At 72.0% G+C, this 22,202-nt stretch carries 16 protein-coding genes; 3 read left to right on the top strand and 13 right to left on the bottom strand.

All coding sequences use genetic code 11. The features are described from left to right. Window positions 1-9 precede the first annotated feature (9 nt). On the bottom strand, window positions 10-1,017 hold the full coding sequence (locus tag AC0VY3_RS08195) for an aldose epimerase family protein (protein WP_475549303.1): 1,008 nt from the start codon (window positions 1,015-1,017) through the stop codon (window positions 10-12). Window positions 1,018-1,028: 11 nt separating this feature from the next. Further along, a complete protein-coding gene (locus AC0VY3_RS08200) occupies window positions 1,029-1,937 on the bottom strand; it encodes an SGNH/GDSL hydrolase family protein (RefSeq protein WP_242739529.1) in 909 nt (302 codons plus the stop codon). A gap of 400 nt (window positions 1,938-2,337) precedes the next feature. Between AC0VY3_RS08200 and AC0VY3_RS08205 the strand changes: the two genes are divergently transcribed. Beyond that, window positions 2,338-2,832: a DUF3145 domain-containing protein gene (locus tag AC0VY3_RS08205; RefSeq protein WP_030078141.1), complete on the top strand. Its 495-nt coding sequence runs from the start codon at window positions 2,338-2,340 to the stop codon at window positions 2,830-2,832. Here AC0VY3_RS08205 and AC0VY3_RS08210 read toward each other — a convergent pair. The 6 genes from AC0VY3_RS08210 to AC0VY3_RS08235 all read right to left on the bottom strand — a co-directional run bounded on the left by AC0VY3_RS08210 (window position 2,829) and on the right by AC0VY3_RS08235 (window position 8,910). Further along, the gene (locus AC0VY3_RS08210; RefSeq protein WP_475549304.1) at window positions 2,829-3,782 is read right to left on the bottom strand and encodes an IS481 family transposase; all 954 of its coding nucleotides are present in this window, start codon (window positions 3,780-3,782) and stop codon (window positions 2,829-2,831) included. The two genes, AC0VY3_RS08205 and AC0VY3_RS08210, sit on opposite strands and share 4 nt — an antisense overlap. 228 nt (window positions 3,783-4,010) lie before the next feature. Then, window positions 4,011-5,273 carry a beta-ketoacyl-ACP synthase II gene (gene fabF, locus AC0VY3_RS08215; RefSeq protein ID WP_475549305.1) on the bottom strand — a complete coding sequence of 421 codons (1,263 nt, stop codon included), beginning with the start codon at window positions 5,271-5,273 and terminating at the stop codon, window positions 4,011-4,013. Window positions 5,274-5,349: 76 nt separating this feature from the next. After that, window positions 5,350-5,598 (bottom strand): acyl carrier protein, encoded by a 249-nt coding sequence (locus tag AC0VY3_RS08220; RefSeq protein ID WP_006124218.1) that lies wholly within the window; start codon window positions 5,596-5,598, stop codon window positions 5,350-5,352. Window positions 5,599-5,662: 64 nt separating this feature from the next. Then, window positions 5,663-6,694 carry a ketoacyl-ACP synthase III gene (locus tag AC0VY3_RS08225; protein WP_103507485.1) on the bottom strand — a complete coding sequence of 344 codons (1,032 nt, stop codon included), beginning with the start codon at window positions 6,692-6,694 and terminating at the stop codon, window positions 5,663-5,665. Between the two features lie 9 nt (window positions 6,695-6,703). Continuing rightward, window positions 6,704-7,621: an ACP S-malonyltransferase gene (locus AC0VY3_RS08230; protein WP_103507484.1), complete on the bottom strand. Its 918-nt coding sequence runs from the start codon at window positions 7,619-7,621 to the stop codon at window positions 6,704-6,706. 89 nt (window positions 7,622-7,710) lie between these two features. Continuing rightward, window positions 7,711-8,910 (bottom strand): PucR family transcriptional regulator, encoded by a 1,200-nt coding sequence (locus AC0VY3_RS08235; RefSeq protein WP_030078149.1) that lies wholly within the window; start codon window positions 8,908-8,910, stop codon window positions 7,711-7,713. A gap of 117 nt (window positions 8,911-9,027) precedes the next feature. Here AC0VY3_RS08235 and AC0VY3_RS08240 point away from each other — a divergent pair, with 117 nt between their 5' ends. Then, on the top strand, window positions 9,028-9,687 hold the full coding sequence (locus AC0VY3_RS08240) for a pirin family protein (protein ID WP_103507482.1): 660 nt from the start codon (window positions 9,028-9,030) through the stop codon (window positions 9,685-9,687). Between the two features lie 67 nt (window positions 9,688-9,754). On the opposite strand, the gene AC0VY3_RS08245 is transcribed toward AC0VY3_RS08240, so the two are convergent. From AC0VY3_RS08245 to AC0VY3_RS08260, 4 genes are all read right to left on the bottom strand, one after another. Then, window positions 9,755-11,197 (bottom strand): FG-GAP-like repeat-containing protein, encoded by a 1,443-nt coding sequence (locus AC0VY3_RS08245; RefSeq protein ID WP_475549306.1) that lies wholly within the window; start codon window positions 11,195-11,197, stop codon window positions 9,755-9,757. Window positions 11,198-11,473: 276 nt separating this feature from the next. Next, window positions 11,474-12,187 (bottom strand): DinB family protein, encoded by a 714-nt coding sequence (locus tag AC0VY3_RS08250; protein ID WP_475549307.1) that lies wholly within the window; start codon window positions 12,185-12,187, stop codon window positions 11,474-11,476. Window positions 12,188-12,226: 39 nt separating this feature from the next. Next, complete coding sequence (locus AC0VY3_RS08255) at window positions 12,227-12,634, bottom strand: hypothetical protein (RefSeq protein ID WP_475549308.1); 408 nt, start codon at window positions 12,632-12,634, stop codon at window positions 12,227-12,229. Window positions 12,635-12,719: 85 nt separating this feature from the next. Further along, the gene (locus AC0VY3_RS08260) at window positions 12,720-16,028 is read right to left on the bottom strand and encodes a right-handed parallel beta-helix repeat-containing protein (protein WP_475549309.1); all 3,309 of its coding nucleotides are present in this window, start codon (window positions 16,026-16,028) and stop codon (window positions 12,720-12,722) included. Between the two features lie 252 nt (window positions 16,029-16,280). Here AC0VY3_RS08260 and AC0VY3_RS08265 point away from each other — a divergent pair, with 252 nt between their 5' ends. Beyond that, the gene (locus AC0VY3_RS08265) at window positions 16,281-17,465 is read left to right on the top strand and encodes a S8 family serine peptidase (RefSeq protein WP_475549310.1); all 1,185 of its coding nucleotides are present in this window, start codon (window positions 16,281-16,283) and stop codon (window positions 17,463-17,465) included. Window positions 17,466-17,603: 138 nt separating this feature from the next. Here AC0VY3_RS08265 and eccCa read toward each other — a convergent pair whose 3' ends face one another. Next, window positions 17,604-21,569: a type VII secretion protein EccCa gene (eccCa, locus tag AC0VY3_RS08270; RefSeq protein WP_475551652.1), complete on the bottom strand. Its 3,966-nt coding sequence runs from the start codon at window positions 21,567-21,569 to the stop codon at window positions 17,604-17,606. Window positions 21,570-22,202: the final 633 nt, after the last annotated feature.

Genomic DNA, 22,202 nt, shown 5'->3' on the forward strand with positions numbered 1-22,202 from the left:
GGCGGGGGCTCAGCGCACCGAGAACGCGTAGGCGGTGCGTGAGACGAACTCCTCGCCCGGCCGGAGCACCGTGGACGGGAACTCCGGCCGGTTCGGCGAGTCCGGGAAGTGCTGGGTCTCCAGCGCGATCCCGGCGCACGGCCCGAACGGCCGCCCGTCGAAGTGGTCGGCCGTGTACAGCTGGAGCCCCGGCTCGCTCGTCCGCACGGTCAGCACCCGTCCCGACGCCGCGTCGTACAGCTCGGCGGCGACACCGTCCGCCCCCTCCGCCCGCTCGTCCAGCACGAAGTTCTGGTCGTACCCCGAGCCCACCGCCCGCATCTCCCGGAAGTCGAAGCGGGTCCCGGCCACCGGCGCGAACGCACCGGTCGGCACCGACGCCGCGTCCACCGGGGTGATGCGCCCCGCCGCGATCCGCAGCTGCTGCCCCAGGGCGCTCCCGCTGTCCGCGCCCGCCAGGTTCCAGTACAGATGGCTGGTCGGGTTCAGCACGGTCGGCGCGTCGGTCACCGCCCGGTAGCCGAGCCGCAGCGCCCCGCCGGGCCCCAGGGTGTACGTCACCGAGAAGTCGAGCCGCCCCGGATATCCCTCCTCGCCGTCCGCCGACACCAGGGACATCCGCACCCCGTCCGGCACCGCCACCGCGTCCCACACCCGCTTGTCGAAGCCCCTGGCGCCACCGTGCAGATGGTTGCCGCCCTCATTGGCCGTCAGCCGGTGCGTGGACCCGTCCAGGACGAACGACGCGCCCCCGATCCGGTTCGCGTACCGGCCGACCACCGCGCCGAAGTAGGGGTCCGGGAACTCCTCGTAGCCCGCCGCCTCCGGCAGCCCGAGCGCCACCGGGGCCCGCGACCCGTCCCGCCCGGGTGTCTCCACCGACTGCACGATCGCGCCGTACGTCAGGATCCGCACCCGGACCCCGTCCCGCTCCAGCGTCCACCGGCGCACGGGCGACCCGTCCGCGAGAACACCGAAATCTTCCGTGTACGTGGCCGTGTCCGCGCTGGTCGTCATGGTCACCGACCCTACGCGGGCGGCTCCGGGGCCGTGACGTTGCGGTAGGCGATCTCCGCCAGCCGGGCCTGCCCGTCGCGGCTCGGATGGAACCAGTCCCACGAGCTGAGCTGCGCCCCGGTGAAGCGGAAGTCGAACACCGCCCCGCCGTCGTACCGGCAGTACCGGTCCTTCGCGCACACGTCCCGCAGCACCTCGTTGTACGCCACGACCCGCTCGCGCACCGCGTCCCGCCGGGCCACGGCCGCCGGGCCCAGATCGTCCGCGTCGGCCAGCATCGACCTGCAGATCCCGAGCTGCCAGATCTTCTTGCCCAGCTCGTTGACCCGCCCCGTCGACCAGAGCCGCTTCAGGTCCGGCACGCTGGAGACGTACACCTGCGCCTTCGGCGCCCCGGCCCGCAGCTGCCGCATCGAGGCCTCGAACGACGCCCGGAAGTCCGCCACCGGCGTCATCAGCCGCTCCGAGTCCCGGCACGCGTCGTTCGCGCCCGTCATCACCGTCACCAGCTCCGGCCGCTCCTTCGCCGCCCGCTTCATCTGCTCGGGCAGCTGCACCATCCGGGACCCCGACACCGCGTGGTTCCAGCTGTGGTCCGCCGCCTTCGACGGGCCGAGCAGCCGGACCGCGAGACTGCGCACCGCGTCGTCCGTGCCGGTCGCCCACGACACCTCGGGGCAGTCGGCCAGCACCGAGCACGCGTCGAAGCCCCGGGTGATCGAGTCGCCGACCGCCGCGACCGACCGGGGCCGCGGGTTCCAGTCCGGCGTGGGGGAGGGGGAGGGAGACGGAGAGGCGCTGCGCTGGGCGGCCGGAGCGTTCCGCGACACGCCGCCGTCCGCACCGCCACCGCCGCATCCGGCCAGCGCGGCCACACCGACGAACGAGAGCGCGCTCAGCGCCGCGACAGCGTTACGCATTCGTGGGCGTGTCACACGCTCCGGCATCGGTCGGATCCCCTCCGGTCAACCCCTGGCTTATGCCTCTGGACATGCCCCCGGCAAGCACATGGTCCCCAGGTCGGGGCGGTGCGCGCCCTGCCGGGTGAAAGCCGGCGAATCAGAGGCCTGAGACCGACGGTACGTCACACGGACGGCCCCGGCGCACGGTAGCTTTTCCCCGTCGAACCAGTGGCGTCCCGCCCGCCCGCGTACACACGGGCGGCTCCGGTACATTACGTCACGTCACATACTGTCCCTTTTCAGGAGATTAACTCCCGATGCTGTTTACTGAAGACAACCTCGGGATCCGGCCGAAAAGAGGCGGTACGGGCGCGAGGCCGCTGGGGAAGGCGTACCTCGTCCCACACGGGAGGTTCCGGTGACGACACGTGGAGTCCTGTACGTTCACTCCGCACCGCGCGCGCTGTGCCCACATGTCGAATGGGCAGTGGCGGGCGTCCTCGGTGTGCGGGTCCAGCTGGACTGGATCAGACAGCCGGCCGCGCCCGGCACCTGGCGGTCCGAATTCTCCTGGAAGGGCCGCGCCGGCACCGCCTCGCAGCTCGCCTCCGCCCTGCGCGGCTGGGACCTGCTGCGCTTCGAGGTGACCTCCGAGCCGTGCCCCACCGCGGAGGGCGAGCGCTACAGCTCCACCCCCGGCCTCGGCATCTTCCACGCCGTCACCGGCATGCACGGCGACATCCTGATCCCCGAGGACCGGCTGCGGGCCGCCCTGGCCCGCTCCGTGCGGGGCGAGAGCGATCTGGAGACCGAGATCGCCTCGCTGCTCGGCAAGCCGTGGGACGACGAGCTGGAGTCCTTCCGCCACGCGGGAGAGGGCGCGCCGGTCCGCTGGCTGCACCAGGTGGTCTAGGTGTATTGCCCGGTGAGGTTAGGGACGCGGCTGGCGGGTGGTTTGCCTGCGAGTGCGGTGTGTCCGCGGTGGTGATTGTAGGTGTGGAGCCACTGGGGGAACGCGTCGCGTCGTTCCTGTTCTGAGCGGTAGGGGCGGGCGTAGGCCCATTCGTCGAGCAGGGTGCGGTTGAGGCGTTCGACTTTGCCGTTGGTCTGGGGCCGGTAGGGCCGGGTTCGCTTGTGGGTGATCCCGGCCGCTGCCAGTGTGTCGCGCCAGGTGTGGGACTTGTAGCAGGAGCCGTTGTCGGTCAGGACGCGTTCGACGGTGATCCCGACGCTGGTGAAGTAGGCGTGTGCCCGGGTCCAGAAGCCGGTGGCGGTTTCCTTCTTCTCGTCGGCGTGGATCTCGCTGTAGGCGAGGCGGGAGTGGTCGTCGACGGCGGTGTGGATGTAGCTGTAGCCGGCGTTCTTGCGGGTCTTTCGGCCGGCTTGGCGGCCGAGGACCTTGTGGCCGCCGCCGTCGGGGATGTTGCCGAGTTTCTTGATGTCGACGTGGACGAGTTCGCCGGGGCGTTCGCGTTCGTAGCGGCGGATGGTGCGGCCGGTCGCGCGGTCCAGGTGTGTGAGGCGGGCCAGGCCGTAGCGGGTCAGGACCCGGTGGACGGTCGAGGGCACCAGGTCGAGCAGGTGGGCGATGCGGGCCGGTCCCCACCGTCGCAGGATGCGGACCTTGATGATCCGGCGTTCGGTGCGGGTCGGGGTGCGGCGGGGGCTGTGGTGCGGGCGGGAGGAGAGGTCGGTCATCCCGGCCTCGCCGAACATGCGGTAGCGGGCGGCCCACCGCTGGGCGGTGGTGGGTGAGACCTGAAAGCGTTCGGCGGCCCGGCGCAGGGGCCAGCCGTCCTCGACCACGCAGCGGGCCAGCCGCAGGCGTCCGGTCTCGGTCAGCGGTGCATTACGGTGGGGCATGAGGGCCTTCTGATCGTTCGGTGGAGATGTCGCAATCCACACCGAACCCGGAAGGCCCTCACCCGTTCAAGCAGCCTCAGCCGAGACCTGCATCACCCGTCCACAACCTCCCGGGGCAATACATCTAGGGCCGCTGCCCCGGAACCCGCTCCTCAGTCGCCGGAGGGGCTTGGACATGCGGAAGCCCGCCTCCCGAGAACCGGGAAGCGGGCTTCACCGCGTAAGGCTTCAGACGGACCGGAACGCCAGCACCACGTTGTGCCCACCGAACCCGAACGAGTTGTTGATCGCCGCGATCGGACCCTCGGGCAGCACCCGCGGCTCACCCCGCACGATGTCCGCGTCGATCGCCTCGTCGAGCTCGTCGACGTTGATGGTCGGCGGAGCGATGCGGTGGTGCAGCGCCAGGACCGTCGCCACGGTCTCGATACCGCCCGCGCCACCCAGCAGATGACCCGTCATCGACTTCGTCGCGGAGATCGCGACATGGTCGAGGTCGTCGCCCAGCACCTTGCGCAGCGCCTTGATCTCCGCGAGGTCACCCTGCGGCGTCGACGTGGCGTGCGCGTTGAGGTGGAACACCTCGGACGGCTTGAGGTCGCTGGAGTCCAGCAGGTTCTGCATCGCGGCGGCGATGCCCCGCCCGGTCGGCTCGGGCTGCGCGATGTGGTGGGCGTCGGCCGACAGGCCCTGACCCAGCACCTCGCAGTAGACCCGGGCACCGCGCGCGGCGGCGTGCTCGGCGGACTCCAGGACGACGACGCCCGCACCCTCGCCGAGGACGAAGCCGTCCCGGCCGGTGTCGTACGGGCGCGAGGCCTTCTCGGGCTCGTCGTTGTTCTTGGACATCGCCATCATGTTGGCGAACGCGGCGATCGGCAGCGGGTGGATCGCCGCCTCGGTGCCACCGGCGACGACCACGTCGGCACGGCCGGTACGGATCATCTCGACGGCGTACCCGATCGCCTCGGCGCCCGAGGCGCAGGCGGAGACGGGCGTGTGGACACCGGCCTGGGCGTTGACCTCCAGGCCGACGTTGGCCGCCGGGCCGTTGGGCATGAGCATGGGAACGGTGTGCGGGGAGACGCGGCGTACGCCCTTCTCCTTCAGCACGTCGTACTGGTCGAGCAGGGTGGTCACGCCGCCGATGCCGGAGGCGATGACCGAGCCGAGGCGCTCGGGGGCGATGGACTCGTCCTCGCCGGCCTTGGCGGTGTAGCCCGCGTCGGCCCAGGCCTCGCGGGCCGCGATCAGCGCGAACTGCGCCGAGCGGTCCAGCTTGCGGGCCAGCGGGCGGGGAAGGACGTCGCCCGGGTCGACGGCCGCGAGGGCGGCGATCCGGACGGGCAGTTCGGCGAAGCGCTCACCTTCGAGAGGCTTGACGCCGGACCGGCCGGCCATCAGACCTTCCCAGGTCGATGCGGAGTCGCCACCCAGCGGAGTGGTTGCGCCGATACCGGTGACGACCACGGTGCGATTGGTCGAGTTCACTGGAAAATCTTCTCCACGTGTAGAGGGTCGTGAATCAGCGGCGCCACCGCCGGGTGGCGACACAGCCGGGCTGGGATCAGCCCTGGTGCTTCAGGATGTAGTCGGCAGCGTCGCCGACCGTCTTGAGGTTCTTGACGTCCTCGTCGGGGATCTTCACGTCGAAGCGCTCCTCGGCGGCGACGACGACCTCGACCATGGACAGCGAGTCGACGTCCAGGTCGTCGGTGAAGGACTTGCCCAGCTCGACGTCCTCCTCCGGGATACCGGCGATCTCGTTGACGATCTCGGCGAGACCCTTGACGATCTCTTCCTGCGTGGCGGCCATCTTGGCGCTCCTTCGGTGGGTTTCTTGGGTGTTCGTGCGTACGGACCCAAAAGGTCCGGTGTGCCTAGGGGAGGGTAACGACCGTCGCGGCGTAGACGAGACCCGCCCCGAAGCCGATGACGAGCGCGGTGTCGCCGCTCTTCGCCTGACCGGTCGCCAGGAGCCGCTCCATGGCGAGCGGGATCGAGGCGGCGGACGTGTTGCCGGTGGACTCGATGTCACGGGCGACCGTGACGTGCTCCGGCAGCTTCAGGGTCTTCACCATCGAGTCGATGATCCGCATGTTGGCCTGGTGCGGAATGAAGACGTCCAGGTCCTCCGGGGCGATCCCGGCCGCGTCCAGCGCCTGCTGGGCGACCTTCGCCATCTCGAAGACGGCCCAGCGGAAGACCGCCTGGCCCTCCTGCGTGATGGCCGGGAACTTGACATCGCCCTTCGAGTCGAGCGGCAGCTGCGAGACATCGCCCAGGCGGAACTCGTTCCAGCCGACGGTCTGCTTGATGGTCTCGGACTTGTCGCCCTCGGAGCCCCACACGGTCGGGCCGATGGCCGGTTCCTGGGAGGGGCCGACGACGACCGCGCCCGCGCCGTCACCGAACAGGAAGGCCGTCGCGCGGTCCTCCAGGTCGGTCAGGTCACTGAGCCGCTCCACGCCGATCACGAGGACGTACTCCGCCGAGCCCTCGACGACCATGCCCTTGGCGAGCGTGAGGCCGTAGCCGAAGCCCGCGCAGCCGGCCGAGATGTCGAACGCGGCGGGCTTGCCCGCACCGATCCTGTGCGCGATCTCGGTGGCGACGGCCGGGGTCTGCTTGAAGTGCGAGACGGTCGAGACGACGACCGCGCCGATCTGCCCGGGGTCGATGCCCGCGTCCGCGATGGCCTTGCCGGACGCCTCGATCGACATCGCGGCCACGGTCTCCTCCTCGGAGGCCCAGTGGCGGGTCACGATGCCGGAGCGGGAGCGGATCCACTCGTCGGACGAGTCGATCGTTTCGAGGATCACCTCGTTCGGCACGACCCGGGTCGGGCGGTAGCCGCCGACGCCGAGGATCCGTGCGTACGGGGCGCCCTTGCTGGGCTTGATCTTCGACATGCTCGCTCCTTAGACGCCTGCGTGCTCGGACATGAGCGCGCGGGCCGCGTCGAGGTCGTCGGGGGACTTGAGCGCGAGCGTCTTCACGCCGGGCAGCCCGCGCTTGGCGAGTCCGGTCAGCGTGCCGCCGGGGCTCAGCTCGACGAGTGCGGTGACGCCCAGCGACTGGAAGGTCTCCATGCACAGGTCCCAGCGGACCGGGTTGGCGACCTGCCCGACCAGCCGGGCGATGACCTCGGTGCCGGTGGCCACGGTGTGGCCGTCGGCGTTGGAAACGTAACGCACGGTCGGGTCGGAGACCGTGAGGTCGCCGACCGCCGCGCGCAGCTTCTCCACGGCCGGAGCCATGTGGTGCGTGTGGAACGCGCCGGCCACCTTCAGCGCGACGACCCGGCGCACGCCCTCGGGCTTGTCGGCCTCCAGGGCGGCGAGCTGGGCGGCGGTGCCCGCGGCGACGATCTGGCCGCCGCCGTTGACGTTGGCCGGGGTCAGCCCGAGCTTCTCCAGGTGCGGGACCGTCACGGCGGGGTCACCGCCGAGGAGGGCCGCCATACCGGTCTCGGTGACCGCGGCGGCCTCGGCCATGCCGAGTCCGCGGGTACGGACGAAGCGCAGTGCGGCCTCGTCCTCGATGACACCGGCGAGCGCGGCGGCGGTGATCTCACCGACGCTGTGACCCGCGACGACGTCGGGCGATGCGGCGTCCAGCGCGGTCGCCGAGAGCAGTCCGGCGGCGACCAGGAGCGGCTGGGCGACGGCCGTGTCGCGGATCTCGTCCGCGTCGGCCTTCGTGCCGTAGTGGGCAAGGTCGAGCCCGATGGCGTCGGACCAGGCCGCGACGCGGTCGGCGGCACCGGGGAGGTCGAGCCAGGGAGTCAGGAAGCCGGGCGTCTGAGCGCCTTGGCCGGGAGCGACGAGTACGAGCACCCTCACACTCTCTCTTGTGGACGGCTCCGCACGCCCGTGGGGACAGGGACGAAGAACCGTCGGGGGAATTGTTGAAGTCCAACAAAAGTCTAGGACTGAGGATCCGCAGCCGCCAAGCGCCCCAGGATCAGGGCGATCCGCAGCGTGAACGCGGAACGCACATCGGAGGGTGACCATCCGGTGACGTCGGTCACACGTCGCAGCCGGTAGCGCACGGTGTTGGGGTGCACGAAAAGCATCCGGGCGGCGCCTTCCAGACTGCTCGCCTGCTCCAGATAGACACTCAGCGTTTCCAGAAGAGCCGAACCGGCCTCCTCCAGCGGTCTGTAGATCTCCTCCACCAACTGGTCCCGCGCGGCCGGGTCTCCGGCCATCGCGCGCTCCGGGAGGAGATCGTCCGCCAGGACCGGGCGCGGGGCGTCCTGCCACGCCAGGCACGCCTTCAGCCCGGCGGCCGCGGCCTGCGCGGACCGGGTCGCGGCCAGCAGGTCCGGCACGACGGGTCCGGCGACGACGGGCCCGGCGGCGTACGGCCCGATCAGGCCCTTCGCGACCTGGAGCGGATTGTCGCTGCCGCCCGCGATGACGACGAGCCGGTTGCCGAGGACCCCGGTGAGGACCTGGAGCTTGGCGTGCCGGGCGGCGCGCCGGATCGCCTCCACGGTCAGCTCGCTGTCCCCGTCGGGCGCGGTGCCGAGGACGACGCACACATGCTCGGGCGAACTCCAGCCGAGCGCGGCGGCCCGCGACACGGCCCCCTCGTCGGCCTCGCCGGAGAGCACCGCGTTCACCACCAGCGACTCCAGCCGGGCGTCCCAGGCGCCCCGGGCCTCGGCGGCCTGGGCGTACACCTGGGCGGTGGCGAAGGCGATCTCGCGCGCGTAGACGAGGAGCGCCTCGCGCAGCACCGACTCGTCGCCGGGGGCGGCCACCTCCTCGATCGCGGCCTCCATGACCTCGATCGTGGTGCGCACCATCTCCACGGTCTGCCGCAGGGTGATGGCCCGGGTCAGTTCGCGCGGCGCGGTGCCGAACACATCGGTCGAGATGGCCTGCGGCGTTTCGGGATGCCGGAACCACTCGGTGAACGCGGCGATACCGGCCTGGGCGACCAGGCCGATCCAGGACCGGTTCTCCGGGGGCATCGCCCGGTACCACGGCAGCGATTCGTCCATGCGGGCAATCGCGTTCGCGGCCAGCCGGCCGGAGGACTGCTCCAGCCGTTTCAGGGTCGCGGCGTGCAGGTGGGCGTCGTGGGCGGGGGGCTGCTCAGGATCGGGTCGGGGCACGAGGACAAGACTGCCTTATCGGGCCGGTGGTTCGGTGGGCCGGGGCGACGGTGCCCCGTACCGGCGGGTAGCCGGACACCGCCGTCGTACGCGCGTCCGCACGGCTACCGTGGCCGGGTGATTTCCGTGCACCGGTCCGACGACCGCTACCGGGGCGGGGACGAGGCCGCCGGGATCGACACCCGGCACGCCCTCTCCTTCGGCCCCTTCTACGACCCGGACAACCTCCGCTTCGGCCCGATCCTGGCCTGCAACGAGGAGCGCCTCGTCCCGGGCGCGGGCTTCGAGGAGCATCCGCACAGCCATACGGAGATCGTCACCTGGGTCGTCGAGGGCGAGCTGACCCACCGCGACTCGGCCGGCCACTCCACCGTCGTCCGCGCCGGGGACGTGGCCCACCTGAGCGCCGCCTCCGGGGTCCGGCACGTCGAACGCAACGACGGCACGGGCCCGTTGGCCTTCCTCCAGATGTGGCTGGCGCCGCTGGAGCCCGGCGGCGAGCCCGCGTACACGGTGGTGCCCGGCATCGCCGACTCCACCCCGTACGCCCTGCCCGGCGCGGGCGCGATGCTCCATGTCCGCCGCCTGAGCGAGGACGAGCGCACGGCGGTTCCGGACGCGGTGCGCGCGTACGTCCATGTGGTGCGGGGCCGGGTCGCCCTGGACGGCGAGGAACTGGGCCCCGGCGACGCCGCCCGGATCACCGGCGCGGAGGGCCTGGAGGCGGTCGCGGTGGCGGGTCCCGCGGAGCTGCTGGTGTGGGAGCTGGCGGGCTGAGGCCCCGCGCCGGGACCGCCGGAGGGCGGGGGCACGGGGCCTCGATGGCCCAGGAGGCCGGTCGGGGTCAGCTGATGGACGTGATCCTTTGCCAGCCGCCGGTGCCGACCTGGATGCTCGGGCCGTCGACCGGGCCGGTGGCCGAGCTCGCGCCCTTGTAGAACTTCAGAGTGCCGTCGGCCGCGGTGGCCCACATGTCCGCCACGCCGTTGCGGTCGGCGTCGGCCGCGCCCGCGATCAGGGGGCGGTTGGTGACGGTGTAGTTGCTGCCGTACTGGGTCCGGCCGCCGAACGAGTTGTCCGGCAGACCGAGGTAGAAGTACAGGATGCCGTTACGGCTGCTCCGGGCCAGCAGGTCGACCCGGCCGTCCTTGTCGGCGTCGCCGGGAGCCGTCAGGTCCATCACGTCCCAGCCACTGTTGCCGATGACCACCGGGGCGGCGACAGCGGGCGTGGACGCGGACTTCCCCTTGTACAGGTACAGCTTGTCGCTGTGCTGGACGACCAGGTCGGGGTGTCCGTCCCGGTCGACGTCCCCCACGCTGACCAGCTTCGAGACGGTGGGCAGCCCGGTGAGGAGCTTGATCGGGGAGCCCAGCGTGCCGGTGCCGAGGTTGGGGTAGACACGCAGTTCGCCGCGGACGATGGCGACGACGTCCTCCATGGCGTCCCCGGTCCAGTCGCCGCGGTGCGTCACGGCGGCGCCCGACCAGCCGCTGTTGCCGATCTGGATCCGCGAGCCGAGGGCCCCCGTGCCGGTGCCCGGGTAGACGTACAGCTTGCCGGTGTTGTCCACCGCGACCAGGTCGGGCTTGTTGTCGCCGGTCAGGTCGCCCGGGACGGCGGCCGTGGTGTCCGTGATCCAGGCGCGTACGTCGTCCACGCGGGTCGCGACGGCGCCCGTACGGGTCTCGGTGGCCGGCGTGCCGACGCAACCGCCCATCCAGGACCTGCTGGTGACGGCGAGCAGCTCCTGCCGGCCGCCGCTCTCACGCAGGATCGGGCCGCCGGCGTCCCCCCGGCAGATGACCGTGTCGCCGACGGCCGTCAGCGCGACGTTCGCCGAGGCGTCGCCGTTGGCGGTGAACGTCCCGGTGTGCAGCCGGTCGGGCACCCAGGTCGCCCTCGTCCGGCCGAACCCGGCCGCGGTCACGCTCTCGTCGGCCGTCGCCGGAGTGGCGGCCAGGGCGACCGGCTTCACGCCTGCGACGCCCACGCCCAGCTTCACCAGGACCAGGTCGCGGTCGGCGTGCGGGACCAGCTCGACGGCGGTCCGGACGGCCCCGCCCGTGGTCTGCGTCAGGTCGGTGCGGCCGACCGTGACGGTGGTCGTGACCTTGGGCTTGCCGGGCTGGACCACGCCCGTCGCGTCGGTGAAGCAGCTCGCGGCGGAGAGCACCCACCGCGGGTCCACGAGCGTTCCCGTGCAGGAGCGGTCGGAGGTACCGACGACGATCCTCGCGGTGTGCCCGAAGACGGCCGCGTCGGCCGGCGCCCCCTGCAGAGCCATGGCGGGCGAGGTGACGAAGCTCCCCGCCAGGGTTGCGGCGACAGCGGCGCCGACGGTCCAGATTGTGCGTCTGTGCGAACGAGGCACGACGTTTACCCCCACTGAATGAAGTTCCCGGGGCTCACGCCTGCTGACGGCGAGAGCCCGTAAGTGAGGGGATTCAAACACGACTTGACCGCATCTGGGCGGCCAGGATCAGGCAAGAGCGCACATGTCACGGCGGATCGTGTGGACTATGTCACTACAACCATGTCCGATGTACGCACACGGGCTCGACTACCCGACGGGACGGGCCCGCCACAGGTCGCGGAGCAGCGCGATCTCGGCCATGTGGTGGATGAGCTCCAGATTGGCGTTGGCCAGCGTGCCCACGTACGCGTCGTCGGGGTCGGAGCCGTACGGATACTGCGAGAGGCCGACCGTGTCGAGCTGTTCTTCGGTGAGCGTGCCCATGCTCGCGCGATGGAGGTCGAGCGTCGCCCAGAGCCGCTCCAGCGCGAGGGAGGCGGACGGCGTGAAGTCGACCAGCTGATGCGGGTCCTGCCGCCGCTCGCCGAAGGTCCACTCCCAGCGGCCCGCGAAGTCGGAGTGCAGATGGCCGAGCCGCCACGCGATGGTGGTGACCGGTACGGCGTCGGGCTCCGGCTCACCGGTGAACGCCAGGACCTCCTCGACCCGTTCGACGCTCACGCTCCAGTCCTCGGCGATCTTCGCGACGGACATGCCGTCCGCCGCCTGCCGCGCGACCTCCGCGTACTCGTTCGCCGGAATCTCCGGCGCCCCCTTGTCGAGCACCCAGGCGCCGGGACCGTACGCCCGGGGCGTCGTGGCCTCCTCGCGCCGCCGGATCGACCAGCTGCCGGGCGCGGGCTCCCAGAGGTACTCCTCGTCGCCGAGCCCCCGCAGCCGGACCTCGGCCGTCTCCCGCGCCTGGTCGAACTGGTCGATCAGAATGCTCAGTCGGTCGGTCCGCTGGTCCTGGCCTCTCATGTCCTTCTCCCCTGTTGTCGTACGCCCGCCGTGAGGTGTTCAGCCCTCGGAGCGCTTCTCACGCTCGTCCGCCAGCCTGTCCAGTTCGCGCATCGCCTGGGAATGCCCGCTGAGCCGCCGGCTCACATGGCCGGTCGTCGCAAGCGCGGTTCCCACGAGCGATACGGGTAGGGAGAGCCCCAGCACGGCCAGCGCCTCGGGCCAGTCGCGTTCGTCCGCGCAGTGATCACCGGCCCACACACCGTCGTTGGCCGTACCGCCCTCCGTGAACAGCCGCGCCGCGCACTCCTTCGTGTTGCTGCCGCGCGTCTCGACCTCGTAGTCGGTCAACAGCAGAACGGCGCACCAGCCCCACAGCAAGGCCCCCACGAACAGGAGCCCGACGCCCCAGTCGCGTGTGCGGGCGGCCCGTTCCCGGAATTCGAGGTCGTACTCGCGTGATCGCATGGCGGCCGAATCTAGCAGCGCACCCCGCGGCGAACGCGGGGGACGACGCCCTCACCCTCGGCCGCGGCGTACGGCCGGGAGGAGATCATCGCTGCACCGCAGCCACCTCCGGGGGCAGATCGTCCGGGAGCAGCAGGCGCAGGTCGTCCAGGCCCGGGGCGGACATCGCGCCGAGGCGGCCCGCCTGGCGCGTCATCATCGCCTCCAGGATCTGGCGGGCCGTCCGCGCGTTGCCGAAGGCGTGGTCGCGTGGCAGGGAGTCCACGTAGGCGTACAGCGCGGCGGTCGTCTCCGGGGAGCAGTCGTAGCCGTAGCCGGTGGCCTGCTGGGAGAGGATCTGCAACAGGTCGTCCGTGGAGTAGCTCTCGAACTCCACGGTGCGCGAGAACCGCGAGGCCAGGCCCGGGTTGGAGTCCAGGAAGCGGCGCATCTCGCGGGTGTACCCGGCGGCGATGACCACGACCTCGTCGCGGTGGTCCTCCATCAGCTTCAGCAGCGTGTCGACCGCCTCCCGGCCGAAGTCGGAGGTCGCGCCCTCCGGCGTGAGCGTGTACGCCTCGTCGACGAACAGCACACCGCCGATGGCGCGTTCGAAGGCGTCCTTGGTCAACTGCGCGGTGTGACCCACGTACCGGCCGACCAGGTCGGCGCGGGCCACCTCGACCAACTGGCCCTTGGGCAGCACTCCGAGGGAGCGCAGCAGGTCCGCGTACAGCCGCGCGATGGTGGTCTTACCCGTGCCGGGCGGCCCGGAGAAGATGAGGTGGTTGCTGATCTTCGGGGTGGGGAGTCCGGCGGCTTTGCGCTGCTTCGTCGCGGTGAGGAGGTTGACCAGCGCTGTCACCTCGTTCTTCACCGCTGTGAGGCCGATCATGGAGTGCAGCTGGGCGAGGAGTTCCTCGGAGCCCGGGCCGTCGTCCGCCGGTGCGCCCGTGTCGGGTGCGACGTCCTCGGGCAGGAGGAGGGCCAGGTCGCTCTCGGCGGGATTCTTCATCGAGGCGAACCGGGAGGCCTGGCGGTCCACCATCTCCTCGAACACCCGGCGTGCCGCGCGCCCGTTGCCGAACGTGGCGTCGCGCGGCATGCGCTCGTAGTGCCGGGCGAGGGCCTCCCGGGTCTCCGGGGCCAGCTCGTAGCGGTGGCCCAGGCACATGTTCTCGGTGATGGTCACCAGCTCGTCCACCGAGTAGTTGGCGAAGTCGATGGTCCGGGTGAACCGGGACGCCAGACCCGGGTTGGAGGAGAGGAAGCTCTCCATCTCGCCGGTGTACCCGGCGGCGATCACGGCGACGTCGTCGCGGTGGTCCTCCATCAGCTTCAGCAGCGTGTCGACCGCCTCGCGGCCGAAGTCGGCGCCGGAGCCCTTGCTGTCGGAGAGCAGGGTGTACGCCTCGTCGATGAACAGCACTCCGCCCAAGGCCTCGTTGAACGCCTCGGTGGTCTTGATGGCCGTGCCGCCGATCACCTGCGCGACCAGGTCGGCGCGGGAGACCTCCACGAGGTGCCCCGACCTGAGGACGCCGAGATCGGCCAGGATGCCGCCGTACAGCCTGGCGACCGTCGTCTTGCCGGTGCCGGGCGGGCCGGAGAAGACCAGGTGGCGGCTGACCTGGGCGACGGGCATGCCGAGCTGGGCACGGCGCTGGTTGAGCTGGTTCAGGTTGACCAGGTTGCGCACCTGGCTCTTGACCTCGGCGAGGCCGACGAGGGACTCCAGCTCCTCCAGGGGGCCCTCGGGCCCCTTCTTCTCGGCGTCGGGACCGCCGCCCGCGACGTCCGGAGGAAGGGTGTCGCCCCAGGCGTCCGGGGCCGCGTTGCCGGCGCTGTTGAGGCCCTCGATCGTGAGGCGTTCGTTGATCCGGGTCTGCCGCAGGCCCGCACCGCGGTTGTCGCGGACGGTGCAGTCGGCGACGGTGACCGGTTCCGCGCTGTCGATCCGGATGCCGTCGCCGACGCTGCCGATGACCTGCGAGGAGGTGAGGGTGGCGCGGGAGCCGTTGGCGAGGAGGACGCCGTGGGCGCCGGAGTCGGTGATGTGGACCCGCAGGACGGAGAGGTCACCGCCGTTGTCCACCGTGATGCCGCCCGCAGCCGCGAACTCGACGGCGCAGTCCCGGACGGTCCCCCGCCCCTCGGTGCCGACGGAGATCGTGGTGTCCTCGGCCGCTCTCATGACCGTGTCGCGGATGTCGGGGTTGCCGCCCGAGGCGATCCGTACCGCCGATCCTCCCGCGCGGTCGATCTCGCAGTGCTCCAGCCGGCCGCGCCCGTCCTCCGCCACCTCGACACCGTTGCCACCCGGCGAGGTGATCCGGACGCGGCGCAGCAGCGGGTCGGCCCCGGTGCGGATGCGGACGGCGACCCCGGCCGCGTCGCTGACGAGCAGTTCGTCGAACTCGGCGGTCGAGTCCTCCTCCAGCAGGACGGCACCGTTCGCGTCCGCGCAGTCGCGCACCGCGCAGCCGATCAGGGTGGGCGAGCTGGAGTCGATCACCCGGACGGCCGGGGCGGCGGCGGCGTCGAACTCGCAGTGCTGGAAGGTGCCCCGGGAGCGCTCGCTGACCACGAGGCCGCTGCCCTTGGTGCGGGAGGTCCGGCAGTCGAGGAACTCCGGGTCGGCGTTCACGGCCAGCATGATCCCGGGGCCGGAGGTGTCGCTGACGGAGACGCGCTCCAGGGACGGGCGGGCGGAGCTGGTGATGTAGACGCCGACGGAGGTGTCGTGCACGGTGGTGCGCAGGACCCGGGTGCCGCTGCGGCCCTCCAGGGCGATGGACGGCTTGTCCGTGCCGGAGATGTCGCAGTCCTCCACCAGGCCCTGCGCCTCGTCCGAGGTCAGCACGCCGTTGGCCCGCGCGTCGAGGATGCGGCAGTCCCGGACCGTCGTCCGGGCCTCCGCGCCGATGACCACGCCGGAGGTTCCGAGGTTCGATATGCGGCAGCCGGCTATGACGCTGCCCGTGGGGGCGGAGTCCACGATCCCGGCGCCCTTGGGGTTGCTGACCCGGCAGTCGCGCATGGCGACCGAGCCCGACTCCCGGGCCAGCACGGCCGTCCAGCCGGAGCCGACGATCGTGCAACCGTCCATCGCCACCTGGCCGCGCGGGGCGTCGACCACCGGCAGGTCCTCGCTCCCGCCGCGCAGGGTGAGGTCGGTGAGCATGACGGCGTCGGCGACCAGGATGACGGCGGTGCCCCGGCGCGGGCAGATCTCGGCGCTGCCCGGCTCCCCGTCCGCGACGATGGTGACCCGCGTCCGCACCGTCAGGTTCTCCGGGTAGCGGCCGGGGCTCACCCGGATCACCGCACCCGTGCGTGCCTTGTCCAGGGCTTCACCGATCGTCCGGAAGCTGTCCGGTTGGTCCGACCCGACCCTGAGCAATTGCCGTGACACGCCCGATCCTCCTCCTTGTGGTGCCGCTGCCCGCCTCTCCCGCCGGGGACCGGAAGGAGGTGACTGCTTCTCCCGCCGGCCCGGAAGGAAACCGGATCGCATCGGGGCCGCGCAGCTGTGCGCACGCGAGGAAGGCTACGGGACCGGCACCGCGATGTTCCAGGTGGGACAGGACAGTTCAGGCCGGAACCGAGAAGCGGGTGCCGCATCCCGTGCGACGTGGCGTCATCCGTTCGGCCTATCATGCGCGCCATGCCCCCTGCCGGATTTCGCCGCCGCCCACGGGCCACGGCCGCCGCCGCCGCCCTGTCGCTCACCGTGCTCCCGACCGTGCTGGTCGCCGCGGGCACCACGCCCGCCGCGGCCGATTCCGTGGGACTCCCCGTCGTCCGTTCCGTACTGGCGGAGGACGACACCTGCGTCGAGGCCTCTGAAGTGAAGGCCCGGTCCGAGCCCTGGACCATGGGCGCGCTCGGGGCGGCCCGCACGCGGCCGCTCTCCCAGGGCGCCGGGCAGACCGTCGCCGTCGTGGACACGGGGGTCGGGGAGTCGGCCCCGGCGCTCGCCGGCCGGGTCACCGCGATCGGGGACGCCGGCAAGGACTGCGTCGGGCACGGCACCTTCGCAGCCGGTCTGATCGCGGCGACCCCGGGCGCCGCCGGAGGGCCGGCCGGACTGGCCCCCGAGGCCCGCATCCTGGCCGTACGGGGCGCGGACGAGCGCGGCGGGTCCACGGTCGCCCAGGTCGCCGCAGGCATCCGCACGGCGGCCGACGAGGGCGCCTCCGTCATCTACGTCGCCGCCGCTCTGGCCGCCGGCAAGGCGGAGCTGACCAAGGCCGTCGCGTACGCGAGCGAGAAGGACGCCCTGGTCGTCGCCCCCCTCGCTCCGGACGCGCTGCCGAGGGACGCGAAGCCCGCGGCCTGGTACTGGCCCGCCGCCGCCCCGGGGGCGATCGGTGTCACGGACTACGGCCCGGACGGGCAGCGCCCCGCCAACGCGCCCGTGGTCGGCGGGGCGGACCTGGCCGCGCCCGGGGACGCGGTGGTGAGCATCGGCCCCGAGGGCTCGGGCCACTTCATCGGCTACGGGGCCTCGTTCGCCGCCGCGCACGTGGCGGGGGCGGCGGCGCAGGTACGAGCGCGCCACCCGGAGCTGTCGGCGGCCGACACGGCACGCCGCCTGACCGAGGCGGCCTACCCGGCGAGCCCGCCGCGCCTGGACCCGTACGCGGCCCTGACGGCCGTCCTGACGGACGAGAAGGGCGCGGTGCCCCGGACCGAGCGGGCCGAGGTCCCGCCGCCGCCCGCGGCGGAGCCCCGTACCCGCGCGCTGATCGCGGCGGGTGTCGGCGGCGGCGTGGTGCTGCTGGTCGCCGCGGGCGCGGTGGTGATCCCGCGCGGGCGGGCCCGTAACTGGCGTCCTGCGGGGAGCTGACGGCGCTCGGGGGGTGCTGGACCGGGCCGCCTGGGCGGAGCGGTTCCGGCACCCCCCGAGACGCCGCTGACGGCCGGGTGAGGCCGGGCCCGGTCTCACCGTCCTGCCCGGACCGGGGAGAACCGTGCGGCCCGCGGCTCAGGACTCCTCTTCCTCCAGCACCGCCGTCTGCACCTGGATCTGCTTGCGGCGCGTCACCCGCGTGCCCCGGCCCGGCGGCAGGTTGCGGCCCTTGACACTGCCCAGGATGAAGCCCTCCGACGGCGGGCACGACAGCAGCAGCGTCGGGGTGTTGACCTCCTGCATGCGCCGCAGCATGGGCTCGCCCAGGCCCCGTCCCGCACCGGCGGCGGAGCGGGCGACGACCAGGTGCAGGCCGACCTCGTAGCCGAGCGCGAGGTGGTTGAGCAGCGGGTCGAACGGCGCGTTCATCGCACTGGTGCCGAGCATGTCGTAGTCGTCCACGAGGATGAACAGCCGCGGCCCGTCCCACCAGTCGCAGGTGCGCATCCGGGCCGGGGTGATCTCCGGACCCGGGACGCGCGCCGCGACCGCCCGCGCCGCGCCGCCGATCAGCTCCTTGAGGGCGTCCATCGCCACGGCGTGGCCGAGCCGGTACTCGTCGGGGATGGCCTCCACCAGGGCGCGGCGGTAGTCCACGACCATGATCCGCGCCTCGGCCGGGGTGTACCGGTCCATGATGGCCTTGGCCGTCATCCGCAGCATGTTGGTCTTGCCGCTCTCCGTGTCCCCGACCACGATCATGTGGGGGGTCTCGGAGAAGTCGTGCCAGACCGTCGACAGCCGCTCCTCCTCCAGGCCGATGGGCATCTTGAAGTCGCCCTTGGGAGCCGGGAGCTCCGACAGCTTGAGCCGGGTCGGCAGCATCCGTACCTGCGGCGCGGGCGGGCCCTGCCAGCTCTCGCGGACCGCCGCCACCAGGCCGGCCACTCCGTCGGAGAGGTCGTCGACGGACTCGACGCCGTCGATGCGCGGCAGCGCCGTGAGGTAGTGCAGCTTGGTGTCCCGGGTCAGGCCGCGCCCCGGCAGCCGGGGCACGGTCGCTGCGCGCCGGTTGTCGATCTCGGAGTCCATCGGGTCACCCATCCGCAGCTCCAGGTGGGTGGCGGCCTGGTCCCGGATCGCGGAGGTCACCTCCACCCAGCGGGCGGTGGTGACGATCAGGTGGATGCCGTAGTTCAGACCGCGCGCGGCGATCGCGCCGAACGTCTGGATGTACCGGTCGAAGTCCTGGCGCACCGTCGACCAGCCGTCGATCACCAGGAACACGTCGCCGTGGTGGTGCTCCGGGAACTCCCCGGCGGCCAGTCGGCGGCGGAACGTCGCCATCGAGTCGATCCCGTTGTCCAGGAAGAACCGCTCGCGTTCCGCGAGCAGGGTCGTGACCTCGGAGATCGTACGGCCCACCCGCTCGGCGTCCAGCCGTGCCGCGACCCCGCTGACGTGCGGCAGCCCGGCCAGCCCGGCGAGCGCGCCGCCGCCGAAGTCGAGGCAGTAGAACTGGACCTCGCGCGGGGTGTGGGTGAGCGCCAGCGCGGTGATGATCGTCCGGACCATTGTGCTCTTGCCGCTCTGCGGGCCGCCCGCGATGGCGATGTGTCCGCCCCCGCCCGAGAGATCGACGGTCAGCAGGTCGCGCAGCTGGTCGAAGGGGCGGTCGATGATGCCGAGCGGGATGGTGAGCCGCCCGCGATGCGACGCGTCGGTCGTCAGCCCGTACTCGGGGTGCGGGGTGAGCGGCGGCAGCACCTGGTCGAGCGTGGCGGGGAGGTCCAGCGGCGGCAGCCACACCTGGTGGGCCGGCGGCCCTGCGGTCAGCAGCCGGTCCACGGCGACGGAGAGCAGGGTCTCGCCGGTCTCCTCGTGCTGCTCGGGCTCGGGCTCCGGGGTGTCGGGGAGCTGGCGCGGTACGACGTAACTGCTGGTCCACGGCACGGTCTGGCTGGCCACCCGCGCCTGGTTCGCGCTGCCCCGGCGCTGCTGGTAGGGGCCGGAGACGTAGGCGGCGCGGAACCGGGTCAGCGCCTCCACACCCGACTTGAGGAAGCCGCTGCCGGGGGCCGACGGCAGCTGGTAGGCGTCGGGCACACCGAGCACGCCGCGGCTCTCCATCGCGGAGAACGTCCGCAGACCGATCCGGTAGGAGAGATGGCTTTCCAACTGGTGCATGCGGCCCTCGTCCAGGCGCTGAGAGGCGAGCAGCAGGTGCACGCCGAGGGACCGGCCGAGACGGCCGATCATCACGAACAGCTCCATGAACTCCCGGTGCGCCGCCAGCAGCTCGCTGAACTCGTCGACGACGACGAACAGGCTCGGCATGGGCTCCAGCGGGACGCCCGATGCGCGGGCCTTCTCGTAGTCCAGCGCGGAGGTGTAGTTGCCCGCCGACCGCAGCAGCTCCTGCCGGCGCATCAGCTCGCCGTGCAGGGCGTCCTGCATACGGCCGACCAGCGCCGCCTCGCCCGCCAGGTTGGTGATGACGGCGGAGGTGTGCGGGAGGTCCTCAAGACCCAGGAAGGTGGCGCCGCCCTTGAAGTCGACCAGGACGAAGTTGAGCGTCTCCGAGGAGTTCGTCAGGGCGAGCGAGAGGACCAGGGTGCGCAGCAGCTCGCTCTTGCCGGAGCCGGTGGCGCCGATCAGCATGCCGTGCGGTCCGGTGCCGCCCTGGGCGGACTCCTTGATGTCCAGCTCGACCGGCTGGCCGTCCGCGCCGACCGCGATCGGCACCTTGAGCCGGTTGGGGCCGGTGTGCTGCTGCCACAGGGTGTTCGGGTCGTGGCGGTGCAGGTCGGGTATGCCCAGCAGCGTGGTCAGTTCCACGTTGGCGGAGAGCGGCTCGGAGGAGTCCGACGCCGAGCCCAGGCCCATGCGGTACGGAGCGAGCCGCCGCGCGAGCGAGACCGCGCCCGTGAGCCCGAAGGCGTCGGGCCGACCGAGCCGGGTGACCTGCTCCTTGCGCTCACGGTCCGTGCGCACCAGGCCGAGTTCGTCCTCGTCGACCGTGAAGCGCAGCGTGATGCGGCCGGGGCGCCAGGAGAGTGCGCCGCTGAGGTCCAGGACGACCGTGTTGCGGAAGCCGGGGCCGTCGAGCCGGTGACCCGCCGGGATGACCCCGCCGTCCACGACGATCACGGTGAACGGCTCCTCGCGTCCGGGCACCGCGTCCGGGTCGAACTGCGGCCGCTCCATGAACTCGGCGCCGAGCAGGTTCTCCAGCTCGCCCCAGGCGGAGACCGTCATCCGGGTCGGGCCCGCGCCGTCGGTGTCGTGCGGGTGCAGGCTGTGGGGGAGCCACTTCGTCCACTCCCAGTCCGCGCGCCGCTCGTCGGAGACGCAGAACGCGATCCACACGTCGTCCGGCGAGTGGAAGGTGGACAACTGGCCGAGCAGCGCCCGCACCAGGGAACGTATCCGCTCCTCGTCCCCCTGGAACAGCACACGGGCCCAGGCGCGCAGGTAGATCGCGATGGGCTGGTCCGGAACCGTCGAGTAGGCGCGGATGAAGCTGCGCAGAGCGTGGGCGCTGAGCGGTTCCAGGTCCTCCACGGGGTTGGTCGAGTTCGACGCCAGCTTCAGGCCCAGCTTCTGCTCGCCGACGGCCATCCGGATCTCGCCGAAGTCCTCGTCCCGGGGGCGCCGCTCCCACAGCCGGGTGGTGCCGGTCAGCGACCACAGGGCGGCGGGCTCCGGGTGCCGCCATGCCAGCGCCAGTTGCTGGTCCACGACCGCGCCGCGCACCTTGCGCCGGATCTGGGTGAGATAGCGCAGATAGTCCCGGCGCTCCCCCTTGAGCTTCTGCTTGCGCTCCGCCGCCCGGCGCATGAACTGGCCGATGAACATGGCCGCGGCGCCGAGCACCATCAGCCCCAGGGCGATGTAGATGAAGCCGCCGGAGCCCCGCGTCATACCGGGACGCATGAACATGAACATCATCGAGACCGACATCAAGGCCATCGGCAGGTACGTCCACACGGCGGAGGTGTCGGGCACCGTCTCGGGGAGGACCGGCGGCTCCTGGAGGTTCAGCTCCCCGTCGGGCATCTCCGGGCCGCGGCGTCGGGCCGGGCGGCGGAACAGGATCACACTCAAGGAACCGTCTCCTTCAGGGGCATGGGGGGAGAGCGGGCGGAACGGCGCCGCAGGGCACGCCGCCCGCCGTCGACCGGGGGGCCGGGACGCGGACAGGCCTTCGCCGTGCACGCACCCTACGCCGCGCCCCGGCCGGAGCCGAAAGCCCGCCCGGGGCTTCCGCGGTGGGCGGGAGAGGGCCGGACGACCGTGTCACAGTTCTGCTACATCACGGCTTCGAGGCAGGACCCGCGCGGCCGTTCACCCGACCGGGAGAGCGTAAACGGAAGCGCTTCCCGGCCGAACGGGCGCCTGTGGAGCCTTTTGCCTGCCCGGACGGGCGCACGCGGAACGGATTTTCCGGCCGGACCGGCACACGCGGAGCTATTCCCCGGCCGAAACCCCGCATGCCGAACCGCCCTTCGTGCCCGTGCGGCCGACCGCGAGGCAATTCGCCGGACGCGGAGGGCCGTTTCGTATTCCGTGGCGCGGGCCACGTGGTCCAGACTAGGCCGCTGATATTACGATCGCCGTATCGGTCGTCAACAACCGTCGCCATCACACGGTTTGGAACCCCCCACCGAAGCAGGGTGTTCACCGGTCCGCCGGCCCCTGTTCCCCCGCCCGTTCTCAGCCGTAACCGGAGAA

Source organism: Streptomyces sp. iso_384 (assembly GCF_056172905.1).